This window comes from Kitasatospora sp. NPDC047058 (genome assembly GCF_040643935.1).
In the GTDB taxonomy this organism is placed as follows: domain Bacteria; phylum Actinomycetota; class Actinomycetes; order Streptomycetales; family Streptomycetaceae; genus Kitasatospora.
Genome location: NZ_JBEYVJ010000245.1, coordinates 1 through 11,188, shown reverse-complemented (window position 1 = coordinate 11,188; position 11,188 = coordinate 1). Strand labels below are relative to the sequence as shown.

Genomic DNA, 11,188 nt, shown 5'->3' with positions numbered 1-11,188 from the left:
GGCCCAGATCCAGGCCGAGCTGGCCCCGCACCTCTTCTCCCGGGACGACGCCTCCGGCGAGGCGGCGGCCGCGCTTGCGCTCGATCAGCTCCAGCGCGTCGGGCGGCAGCCAGTCCCCCGCCTCGCCGGAGGCGTCGTCCCGGGAGAAGAGGTGCGGGGCCAGCTCGGCCTGGATCTGGGCCGGCGAGGGCCGGTGCTCGGGCGCCGGCCGCATGCAGGCGCGCACCAGGTCCGCGAGCTCGGCCGGCAGGCCGGAGAGGTCGGGCTGCTCGCGCAGCAGCTGGAACACCGTCTCGACCGGGTTGGCGCCCCGGTAGGGCGGGTGGCCGGTGGCGCAGAAGACCAGCAGCGAGCCGAGCGAGAACACGTCGCTCGCACCGGTGACGCCGCGGCTGTCCCGGGCCTGCTCCGGCGACATGTACGCCGGGGTGCCGACCGCGACGTTGGTCATGGTGAGGCGGGTGCTGGACACCCCGGCGGCGATGCCGAAGTCGATCACCCGCGGGCCGTCCTCGACCACCAGCACGTTGGAGGGCTTGAGGTCGCGGTGGACCAGCCCGGCGGCGTGGATCGACTGCAGTGCCTCGGCGATGCCGGCCACCAGCCAGCGCACCGCCCCCACCGGCAGCGGCCCGCACTCGGTGACCAGGTCCTCCAGGGACGGCGCCGGGACGTACGCGGTGGCCAGCCAGGGCACCCGGGCGTCGGCGTCGGCGTCCACCACGGCCGCGGTGTAGAAACCGCCGACCGTCTTGGCGGCCGCGATCTCGCGCGCGAAGCGGACCCGGAAGAGCTCGTCCTCGGCCAGCTCCGCCCGGACGGTCTTGATGGCCACCCTCCGGCCGGCGGGCGACCGCGCCAGGTAGACCAGGCCCATCCCCCCCGCGCCGAGTCGCCCCAGCACCTCGAAGGGCCCGATCCGCCTCGGATCGTGCGCCGTCAGCTGGTCCACTCCGCTGCCACCTCCCCGTTTCCGCACCCGCCGCGTGGTGCCGGACCCGATTCTCCAATGCCGCCGGGCCCATCTCCAACCTCCCCCGGCCAGAGCGGGGGCGGTGCCCGGTCAGCGGCTCCGGAACGGCCGGATTCTGACGTCCGCTCCGGCACCGTCCCTCGGCGGCCCGCCCGGCCCCGGCCCGCCGGATCGTCACGCTCTGTCACCCGACCACCCCTCAGCGGAAGGGCCGTCACGCTGTGGGGTCAAAAGCACACGGGGGGGCTTCAAGATGGGTGCCGAGCCCGGTGAATATCCGTCCGAAGTGGTGGAGATCCCTTAGCAACCCCCGTGCGGAGTAATTGTCACATCACCGAATCGCGCCAAGATCGGGCCGCGGTAAGCTGACGGCATGACAGGACAAGTTCGCACCGTCGACGGTCGCGTCGCCGGGCGACGCGGACAGGAGACGCGGCAGAAGCTGCTCGACTGCCTCCGCGAGATGCTCAGCACGTCGCCCTATCGGGACGTCAAGGTCATCGACGTCGCCCGTATGGCGGGTACCTCCCCCGCGACCTTCTACCAGTACTTCCCGGATGTCGAGGGCGCTGTCCTCGAAATCGCCGAGGAAATGGCCAAGGACTCCGACGCCCTCAAAGAGCTGGTGGCCGGAAAGTCCTGGGCAGGGAAGTCCGGCACGGCCACTTCGGAAGAACTGGTCGACGGATTCCTCGCCTTCTGGCGCAAGAACGACGCCATTCTCCGAGTGGTCACGCTCGGTGCCGCCGAAGGGGACAAGCGGTTCTTCAAGATCCGCATGACGGTCCTCAACGCGGTCGCCAAGCCGCTCACGGAAGCCGTCAAGGAACTCCAGGCGAAGGGACAGGCCGACAAGTCGCTCGACCCGGCCGCCGTCGCCGGCTCTCTGGTCTCGCTGCTCGCATCGGCGGCGGAGCACCAGAAGGCCTTCACCTCCTGGGGCGTCAAGGTCAAGGACCTCAAGCCCAACCTCGCTCCCCTGGTGTACCTGGGTGTCACCGGCAAGAAGCCGCCCAAGTAGACCGTCCGCCAACCCACCCATCCGCTCCGCGCGCAGCCCCGGCCTCCTGTCCGGGGAACGACGGACGGCGGCCGTGTCCTCGGGGGAGGTCCGCCGGCGGTCCGCAGCGCGTCAGACATGCCGGTGGGCGGGCACCCACTGCGGGGTGCCCGCCCACCGGCATGAGCGTTTCTAGGGGGCCTGTAGGCCCCAGGAGGCGGGGGGACGGGTCACGGACAGCGGACGACCTGGCCCGCGTAGGCGAGGCCGCCGCCGAAGCCGAACAGCAGCACCGGGTCGCCGGGCGACAGCTCGCCGCGCTCGACCAGCTTGGAGAAGGCCAGCGGGATGGACGCGGCCGAGGTGTTGCCGGAGTCCACCACGTCCCGGGCGACCACCGCGTCGGGGGCGCCCAGCTTGTTCGCGATCGCGTTGATGATCCGCAGGTTCGCCTGGTGCGGCACGAAGCCCTTGAGCTCCGAGGGGTCGATCCCGGCCTTCTCGCAGGTCTGCCGGGCCAGCGGGGCGATCTGCGTGGTGGCCCAGCGGAACACCGACTGCCCCTGCTGGCTGATCACCGGGTCCCAGCCCGTGATGACCACGGCGTCGCCCTTCTCCGGCTCCGAGCCCCACACCACCGGGCCGATGCCCGGCTCGGCGCCCTCCTCCTGGGCCTCCACCACCGCGGCACCCGCGCCGTCGCCGAAGATCACGCAGGTGCTCCGGTCGGTCCAGTCGATGGTGTCCGACATCCGCTCGGCGCCGATCACCAGGGCGGTGCGGGCCGCGCCGGCCCGGATCGCGTGGTCCGCGGTGGCCAGCGCGTAGGAGAAGCCCGAGCAGACCGTGTTGATGTCGTAGGCGGCCGGCGACCGGACGCCGAGGCGCGCGGCGACGGCGGCGGCGGTGTTGGGGCTGCGCTCGACCGCGGTGCAGGTGGCGACCACGACGAGGTCGACGTCGGCGGCGGTGCGGCCGCTCTTGGCCAGTGCCTTCTGGGCCGCCTCGGTGGCGAGGTCGACCAGCGTCTCGCTCTCGGCGATGTGACGGGTCCGGATCCCCACCCGGCTGCGGATCCACTCGTCGTCGGTGTCGACCAGTCCCGCCAGGTCGTCGTTGGTGAGGACCTTGGGGGGCTGGTAATGGCCGAGTGCCACAATGCGCGAACCGCTCATACAGCCACTCAACCGGGTTACCCGCTGGTCAGCGGGGCGCGACCGGCTACAGGATCCGGCCCCGGAAGCTGTAGGAGGCCCACAAGGGCCGTTGCGGCGCCTGGGCCGTGACCTGCGGCTAGGCCGCCAGTGAGGCCGCGTCGCCCATCACGATGACGGGGTGGGCGGCCGGATCCAGGGTGCGGATCAGCTGGGCCATCTTGTCCTCGGGTATCGAGACGCAGCCGTGGGTGGGGCCGTCGTGGTCGACGTGGATCCAGATGCCGCCGCCCTTCTTCGAGCCCATGGGGCGGCGGGAGTCCAGCGGCGAGTTCCCGGGGACGCGGTTGTAGTTGATCGCGACCACGTAGTCGAAGGAGCCCTCCAGCTGGTCGCCGAAGAAGCCCGTCCCGGAGACCACGAAGCTCGGGTCCTTGTCGTACGGGAGCTTGCCGCCCGGGTCGGCCTTGCGGCCGCCCGCGTCGGTGAGGCTGAAGACGCCGATCGGGCTGCGCAGGTCGCCCTCGTTGTGGTCGGTCGTCCAGCCGTTGTTGCCGTTGTGGCCCTGCCAGGTCTCGCCGGCCAGCCAGCGGCCCTCGGGGGTGCGGGTCCAGAGCGTGACGGTGTTCTTGTTGGCGTTCTTGTCCTGGCCGGAGGCGAGCACCACCTGGGTGGTCTCGGCGGGTATCCGCGCGGTGAAGGCGGCGCCGAGGCCGGGTATCGCGGCCACCGAGCCGTCCGGGCGGGCCTGGCTGCGGCCGGCGGCGGGCGCCTCGGTCTGCCGGGTGTCGGCGGCCTGCGCGGCGCCGGCGGCCGCTGCCGGGGCACCGCCGGCCGGGGCGGGCTGGTCCGGCGTGGACACGCCCTCGGGGCCGGGGCCGTCGGCGGTGGTGAGGCCGGGCTTGGCGGAGTCCTGGCCGACGGTGTACCAGCCGGCGGCGGCTGCGAGCAGCAGCGCGGTGCCGGCGGTCACGGCCTTGCCGGTGCGCTTCTTCGGCTTGGCCTTGCGCCGGTGGCCGCGGGCGGCCGCCCGGCCGCCCGACGGGGCGGGCACGGTGGACGCGAGGGTCGTGACGACCGGCTCCGGACCGGCCTGCGGCACCGGCCCGGTCCCGAACGCCGGGTCGAACGCGGGCTCGAACCCGGGCTCGGGGTCGAAGACGGGCTCGGGTTCGAAGGCGGGCTCGGCGGCGTAGGGCTGGAAGGGCTGGTCGTAGGCGTCGTACGCGTCGTAGCCGGCGTGGTCCTGGTACGCGTGGCCCTCGTAGCCCGGGTAGCCGCCCTGCCGGACCGGCTGCTCCTGGTAGCCGTAGTACGGCTGGTCCGCGTCGGCGGCGTACGCCCCGGCCGCGTCGTACTCCGGGTACGACGCCTGCTCGTAGACCCCGTGGGGCTGCTGCGGCACCTCGTACCCCGGCTGGTACGCCGGTTCGGGCATCGGCTCGTACGGCGGGTACGTGGTGGCGCGATGGGAACCGGACATGTGGCCGATCCTGCCAAACCAACGGCCTGTTGGGAAACCCGGGGTTGTGCGGGGGCGGTGAAGACTGTCCCCGGACGCGCCGCCGCCCGGGCCGAAGGGCGGCCCGGGCGGCGGAAAAGGCGCTGGTCAGAGGCGCATTGCCTGCGGAGTCTCGCGGCGCGTCAGATCCGGGCCGTCGTACTCGCGGATGACCTCGTAGCGGGTGTTGCGCTCCACCGGGCGGAAGCCGGCGTCCCGGATCAGGCCCAGCAGGTCGTCCCGGCCGAGCTTGTTCGGGGTGCCGAAGTTGTCCGCGTCGTGAGTGATCTTGTACTCGACCACCGAGCCGTCCATGTCGTCCGCGCCGTGGCTGAGCGCCAGCTGCGCGGTGGTGACGCCGTGCATCACCCAGAAGACCTTGACGTGCGGGACGTTGTCGAAGAGCAGCCGGGAGACCGCGAAGGTCTTCAGCGCCTCGGCACCGGTGGCCATCTCGGTACGGGCCATCAGCCGGTTGCGCACGACGCCGTCCTTGGAGTCGTGGAAGTCGTGCTGGTAGCGCAGCGGGATGAAGACCTGGAAGCCGCCGGTCTCGTCCTGCAGCTCACGCAGCCGCAGCACGTGGTCGACCCGGTGGCGGGGCTCCTCGATGTGGCCGTACAGCATGGTGGACGGCGTCTTGAGGCCCTTGCTGTGGGCGAGGCGGTGGATCCGCGACCAGTCCTCCCAGTGGGTGTCGTGGTCGACGATGTGCTGGCGGACCTCCCAGTCGAAGATCTCCGCACCGCCGCCGGTCAGCGACTCCAGGCCGGCGTCGATCAGCTCGTCCAGGATCTCGTCGGCCGACAGGCCGCTGATCTTCTCGAACCAGTGGATCTCGGTGGCGGTGAAGGCCTTCAGCGAGACGTTCGGCAGAGCGGCCTTCAGCTCCCGCAGCGAGCGCGGGTAGTAGCGCCACGGCAGGGTCGGGTGCAGGCCGTTCACGATGTGCAGCTCGGTGAGGGACTCCACCTCCATCGCCTTGGCCAGCCGGACGGCCTCCTCGATGCGCATCGTGTACGCGTCCTTCTCGCCCGGCTTGCGCTGGAACGAGCAGTACGCGCAGGACGCGCTGCACACGTTCGTCATGTTGAGGTGGCGGTTGACGTTGAAGTGGACGACGTCGCCGTTCTTCTGCGTCCGCACGTGGTGGGCCAGGCCGCCCAGCCAGGCCAGGTCGTCGCTCTCGTAGAGCGCGATCCCGTCCTCGCGGGTCAGCCGCTCACCCGCGTAGACCTTCGCCTCCAGCTCGCGCTTGAGCCCTGCGTCCATGCGGTGCCCCGCCTCCTCCGACTTCGAATCGTTGCCGGAACGAGCGTACGCCCCTGTGCCGCCCGGTCCGGGCGCGCCCCGCTCTCAGCGCGCGAGCAGCTCCGCCAGCAGCGCCGGTTCGATGTTGCCGCCGCTGACCACGGCGGCCACCTCCTGGCCGCCGAGCTCGGCCGCCCGGTGGAAGTACGCGGCCGGGGCGACCGCGCCGGAGGGCTCCGCGACGAGCCGGCCGCGGCGGGCCAGCAGGGCCACGGTGGCGCGGATCTCGTCCTCGGACACGGTGACGATGTCGTCCACGTAGGCGGTCAGGTGCGCGAACGGCAACTCGCCGACCGAGGGGGTGCGCAGCCCGTCCGCGATGGTCCGGTAGGTGTCGGCGACCGGCCAGGCGAGCCGCTCGCCGGCCCGCAGGCTGGCCTGGGCGTCGGCGGCCAGCTCGGGCTCGACCCCGACCACCCGGATGCCCGGGCGGGTGAGCTTGAGCGCGGCCGCGGTGCCGGAGATCAGGCCGCCGCCGCTGACCGGCACCAGCACGGTGTCCAGCCCGGCCGGGGCGTCCTCGGCGATCTCCAGGCCGACCGTGCCCTGGCCCGCGATGATGAACGGGTCGTCGTACGGCGGCACCCAGACGTAGCCGTGCTTCTCCGCCAGCTCCCCGGGCACGGTGTCGCGCTCCTCCGGGCCGACCAGCAGCACCTCGGCGCCGAACCCGCGGGTGGCGTCGACCTTGACCGCCGGCGAGGTGTCCGGCATCACGATCACGGCCTTGATGCCCAGCAGCCCGGCCGCGTACGCCACCGCCTGCGCGTGGTTGCCGCTGGACTGGGCGACCACGCCGCGGGCGCGCTCGGCATCGGTGAGCGCGGCGAGCCGGTTGTAGGCGCCGCGGGTCTTGAAGGCCCCGGTCGGCTGGAGGTTCTCCGGCTTGAGCCAGAGCCGCCGCTCGCCGTCCGCCGCCCAGGGGGCGGGGACCAGCGGGGTCCGTACCGCCACGCCCGCGATCCGCTGCCGGGCCGCGCGCAGCTCCTCCAGACCGACCAGTGCCATCGTGCTGCTCCCCGTCTACTCGCCTTCGACCAGCGGGAGTTCGCTCACGCGGTTTTCCCACTTCGTGGAGAGTACGACGGTGGTGCGGGTCCGGGCCACGCCTTTCGTCCCGGAGATCCGCTTGACCACCGACTCCAGGCCGGCCACGTCGGCCACCCGGACCTTGAGCATGTACGAGTCGTCACCGGCGATGAACCAGCAGTCCTCGACCTCGTTGAGGTCCTTCAGCCGGAACGCGACGTCCTCGTGGTCGGCCGCGTCCGTGAGCTGAAGGCCGATCAGGGCCGTGACGCCGAAGCCGAGCGAGGCCGGGTTGACCGTCGCGCGGTAGCCGGTGATGACGCCGGCCTGCTCCAGGCGGTTGATCCGGTCCGTGACGCTCGGGCCGGAGAGGCCCACCAGTCGGCCCAGCTCGGCGTAGGACGCACGGCCGTTCTCCCGGAGCGCCTGGATGAGCTGTCTGTCCACCGTGTCCATATACCGTCCGCGTCCTTCCGAACCTCACCAGACCCACAGATCATTATCCGGATTCAAAGGCGCCATGCGCGGAACAACCCGGGTATCGCAGAGAACATACTCTCCCCCCTCCGCGCGCCCCACTCCCCCTCACTCGGGCCGGTCGTCGTGGCGCGCCGCCGCGCCCAACTCACCCGTCCAGCGTCGGTAGAGCGTGTGCGGTACGCCGACCGCGTCCAGGACCCGTCCGGCCACGAAATCGACCAGCTCCCGGACGGTTGATCCGCCGGCGTAGAAACCGGGCGAGGCGGGGAGCACCACGGCGCCCTGCGCGTCCAGCTCCACCAGGTGCTTCAGCGTCACCCCGTTGAGCGGCGCCTCGCGGACGCAGACCACCAGGGGGCGGCGCTCCTTGAGGGTGACGCTGGCCACCCGCTGGAGCAGGTCCTTGCTGAGGCCGAGCGCGATCCCGGCCACCGCACCGGTGGTGGCGGGCACCACCAGCATGCCCCTGGCCGGGTAGGAGCCGCTGGACGGACCGGCCGCGAAGTCCCCGGCCGGCCAGTAGCGGACGTCGTCCAGCCGGGCGGGGTCGAAGCCGCCGTCGTCGGTGGCCAGCCAGGCCGCGAGGTCGGTGCGCCAGTGCGCGTCACGGAAGGAGATGCCGGTCTCGTCGAGGATGGTGAGCCGGGCGGCCCGGCTGACGATCAGGTCCACCGGCTCCCCGGCCGCGAGCAGCGCCCGGATCACGGAGGCGGCGTACGGCGTACCCGACGCGCCGGAGACTCCCACGACCCAGGGCTGGCGCACCGGCTGCTTCGCATTGTCCATGCGCCCAGTCTCTCTGCCCCCGCACTCCGCGGTCCCGCCGGGCCCGGCCCCTGGGAGGATGGGCGGCATGGCTGCGACCCTCGTCGACCTCACCCACCAGGTGACCACCGCGATGCCGGTCTACCCCGGCGATCCGGCCGTCGTCCTGGAACCCGCGCTCACCACCGCCACCGCCGGGGTGAACGTGCTCGCCCTGCACCTCGGCTCGCAGTCCGGCACGCACGTGGACGCGCCGTACCACGTGGACGTCACCTGGCCGACGCTGGACGGCCTGCCGCTGGAGCGGTTCACCGGGCCGGCGGTGGTCGCCGACCTGCGCGGCCTGGAGCCGCGGGCGGAGGTGACGGCGGACCGGCTCGCCCCCGCGCTGGAGCAGGCCGCGCCGGGCACCGTCCTGCTGCTGGCCACCGGCTGGGCCCGGCACTGGGGCACCGACGCCTACCTGGCCCACCCCAGCCTGACCGCGGAAGCGGCGGAGGCGATCGTCGCCGCCGGGGTGCGGACGGTCGGGGTGGACGCGCTGAGCGTCGACCCCACCCCCGATCCTGGCCCCGGCGACCCGGCGGTGGCCGCGCTGCTGGCCGACCTGACCGACGAGCACGACCAGCCGGCCGCCGCGGAGCCGACGCTGGCCGCGCACCGGGTGCTGCTCGGCGCGCCCGGCGGCGGGGTGATCGCCGAGAACCTGACCGACCTCCGGGTGCTGCTCGACGCCCAGCGGGCCGGGCTGCCGGTCGAGGTGTCGCTGTTCCCGCTGCGGCTGGTCGCCGCCGACGGCGCGCCGGTGCGGGCGGTGGCGCGGGTGGGCTGAGCGCGCCCGGCGGCGGGCGGAACCGGTTCACCTGCACGGGACTTGGTCTAGACCATCCCCGGCGGGCGCCGCTACGCTTGGCCGCCATGGCAGAGATCATCGGAGTGGTCGAGCAGCTCTGGCGCTACCCCGTGAAGTCCACCGGCGGCGAGCGGCTCGACTCCGTCGAGGTGGACGGGCGCGGCCTGGCCGGCGACCGCCTGTACGCCGTGCGCGACGGCGCGGGCAAGCTCGGCTCCGGCAAGAACACCCGGCGCTTCCGCCGGATGGACGGACTGCTCCGCCTCTCCGCCCGGCTCGGCCACCGGCTCGACGGCCCCGAGCTGTTCGACCCGCTCGGTCGGCCGGTCGCCGACCCGACCGCCTTCCTGTGCGCCTACCTCCAGCGCCCGGACGTCGCGCTCGCCCGCGAGGACGCCGTCTCCCACTTCGACCAGCTCCCGGTCAGCGTGCTCACCACCGCCACCCTCGACTGGGTGCGCGGGGCCGTCCCGGACGCCGTGGTGGACGTACGCCGGTTCCGCCCCAACGTCCTGCTGCGCACCCCGCCCGGCACCCCGCCGTTCGTCGAGGACACCTGGTTCGGCCGGGAGGGCCGCAGCGGCGCCCGGTCCGGCGCCCGGCTGGCCTTCGTCCGGGCCAGCGAGCGCTGCGCGATGACCACCGCCGCCCAGCCCGGGCTGCCGCACGCCCCCGGGATCCTCAAGGTCATCGTGCACGCCCACGACGGCCGGCTCGACGCCCTCGCCGACGTGGCCCGCCCGGGGCGCCTCGGCGTCGGCGACGTCGTCTCACTGCACTGAGCCCCGTCCCGTGCGCTCCCCGCCCCGGAGGACGCCCGGGGCCCCGCCCGGGAGGACGCCCCGATCACCGTGACGGCCGGGAAAACTACACTGACGGCTCGGCCGTCCCGCACGGCCGCACTGACGGGGGGTCATGACGCATGTGGTCGACGCTGTCCAACGCCGGTGTCCCGGCGGCCGACCGGTTCGAGTGGTTCACCGACATGGTGGCCCGCGACCTGGTGCCGGTGAGCGTCACCAGCCCGTACGCCGACGACTTCCGGGCGGAGGCCGCCGTCCTGGACCTCGGCCCGCTCCGGGTGTCGGCCCACGCCCACGGGCCGCTGCGCTCGCGCCGGCCGGCGGCCCTGACCCGGCGCAGCGACCCGGAGCAGTACCAGCTCGCCCTGGTCCACGGGAAGAACCCGATGTGGATCTCCCAGAACGGCAACGACTCCGGGCCGGTCGTCCGCGAGCTGGTGCTGTGGGACACCTCCCGGCCGTTCGAGTCGGGGACGCGGGACGAGCACGGCATCAGCGACGTCCTCGTCCTGCACATCCCCCGGGCCGCACTGCCGATCCGCGCCGACAAGGTCGACCGGCTCCTCGCCCGGCGGATCCCCGCCCAGCGCGGGACGGGGGCCGTGCTGGCCCGGTTCCTCACCTCGCTGGGCGACCACGCCGCCGAGTGCGGCCCCGGGGAGCTGGCGCGGCTGGGCGGGATCGCCCGGGACCTCGCCGCCGTCTGCCTGGCCGAGCACGCCGACGCCGCCCGCGAGGTCGACGCCGGAGCCCGCTCGCGGGCCCTGCTGGAGCGGGTCAAGGCGTTCATCGAGCACAACCTCGACGATCCCGGCCTGGCGCCGGAGGCGATCGCCGGGCGCCACCACATCTCCGTCCGGTCGCTGCACCTGCTGTTCCAGGGCGAGGAGGAGAGCGTCAGCAGGCTGATCCGCCGACGCCGCCTGGAACGCTGCCACGCCGACCTCGCCCGGCCGGAGCTGGCCCACCACCCCGTCCACGCCATCGCCTCCCGCTGGGGGTTCAGCAGCGCGGCCGTCTTCAGCCGGGCCTTCCGCGAGGCGTACGGGCTGACGCCCCGCGAACACCGCCGCCAAACCTCGCGGAGCACTTCCTGCACGGACCCTCAAGGAAGCCTGCGCACCGGGCAAACTCCGCCGGACGGTTCGCTCCTAACGTGGCTGAACGGGTGATCCACCGTCACCCCGCCGACGCAATCCGGGGGTCCCTCGGCCGATTCGGCGGTCCGGATGCCGGTGTGTGACGGGCTGGCCGCGATCGCGCCGCTGCTCGCCCTCGATCCGGCGCCGCGGGTGGTGATGCTGACGACGTTCGGCGAC

Annotated in this window: 11 protein-coding genes and 1 pseudogene; 5 read left to right on the top strand and 7 right to left on the bottom strand. The window is 73.3% G+C overall.

The annotated features are described in order from the left end of the window. Positions 1-952, bottom strand: a 952-nt coding sequence (locus ABZ885_RS27965) for a serine/threonine-protein kinase (protein WP_360194237.1), incomplete at its 3' end; no start/stop codon positions are given. Positions 953-1,346: 394 nt separating this feature from the next. Here ABZ885_RS27965 and ABZ885_RS27960 point away from each other — a divergent pair. Beyond that, entirely contained in the window at positions 1,347-1,994 is a 648-nt protein-coding gene (locus tag ABZ885_RS27960) for a TetR family transcriptional regulator (protein WP_360194234.1), read from the top strand. Between the two features lie 209 nt (positions 1,995-2,203). Here the strand turns inward: ABZ885_RS27960 and ABZ885_RS27955 are convergent, their stop codons facing one another. The 6 genes from ABZ885_RS27955 to ABZ885_RS27930 all read right to left on the bottom strand — a co-directional run bounded on the left by ABZ885_RS27955 (position 2,204) and on the right by ABZ885_RS27930 (position 8,234). Beyond that, positions 2,204-3,148 (bottom strand): beta-ketoacyl-ACP synthase III, encoded by a 945-nt coding sequence (locus tag ABZ885_RS27955; RefSeq protein ID WP_360194232.1) that lies wholly within the window; start codon positions 3,146-3,148, stop codon positions 2,204-2,206. A gap of 118 nt (positions 3,149-3,266) precedes the next feature. Beyond that, a complete protein-coding gene (locus tag ABZ885_RS27950; RefSeq protein ID WP_360194230.1) occupies positions 3,267-4,610 on the bottom strand; it encodes a L,D-transpeptidase family protein in 1,344 nt (447 codons plus the stop codon). 126 nt (positions 4,611-4,736) lie between these two features. Continuing rightward, positions 4,737-5,900, bottom strand: a complete 1,164-nt coding sequence (mqnE, locus tag ABZ885_RS27945; RefSeq protein ID WP_360194227.1) for an aminofutalosine synthase MqnE — start codon at positions 5,898-5,900, stop codon at positions 4,737-4,739. 84 nt (positions 5,901-5,984) lie between these two features. Continuing rightward, a complete protein-coding gene (locus ABZ885_RS27940) occupies positions 5,985-6,947 on the bottom strand; it encodes a threonine/serine dehydratase (protein WP_360194224.1) in 963 nt (320 codons plus the stop codon). Positions 6,948-6,962: 15 nt separating this feature from the next. Then, complete coding sequence (locus tag ABZ885_RS27935) at positions 6,963-7,424, bottom strand: Lrp/AsnC family transcriptional regulator (RefSeq protein ID WP_360194221.1); 462 nt, start codon at positions 7,422-7,424, stop codon at positions 6,963-6,965. A 129-nt stretch (positions 7,425-7,553) separates the two neighbouring features. After that, positions 7,554-8,234 carry a UbiX family flavin prenyltransferase gene (locus ABZ885_RS27930; RefSeq protein WP_360194218.1) on the bottom strand — a complete coding sequence of 227 codons (681 nt, stop codon included), beginning with the start codon at positions 8,232-8,234 and terminating at the stop codon, positions 7,554-7,556. A gap of 67 nt (positions 8,235-8,301) precedes the next feature. Between ABZ885_RS27930 and ABZ885_RS27925 the strand changes: the two genes are divergently transcribed. The 4 genes and pseudogenes from ABZ885_RS27925 to ABZ885_RS27910 all read left to right on the top strand — a co-directional run. Continuing rightward, positions 8,302-9,045 carry a cyclase family protein gene (locus tag ABZ885_RS27925; protein WP_360194215.1) on the top strand — a complete coding sequence of 248 codons (744 nt, stop codon included), beginning with the start codon at positions 8,302-8,304 and terminating at the stop codon, positions 9,043-9,045. An 86-nt stretch (positions 9,046-9,131) separates the two neighbouring features. Further along, positions 9,132-9,848, top strand: a complete 717-nt coding sequence (locus ABZ885_RS27920; protein ID WP_360194212.1) for an MOSC N-terminal beta barrel domain-containing protein — start codon at positions 9,132-9,134, stop codon at positions 9,846-9,848. A gap of 140 nt (positions 9,849-9,988) precedes the next feature. Further along, positions 9,989-11,041, top strand: coding sequence for a helix-turn-helix domain-containing protein (locus ABZ885_RS27915; protein ID WP_360194209.1), 1,053 nt, complete (start codon positions 9,989-9,991; stop codon positions 11,039-11,041). A 51-nt stretch (positions 11,042-11,092) separates the two neighbouring features. After that, positions 11,093-11,188, top strand: a pseudogene (locus ABZ885_RS27910) (DNA-binding response regulator); the annotation flags it as partial.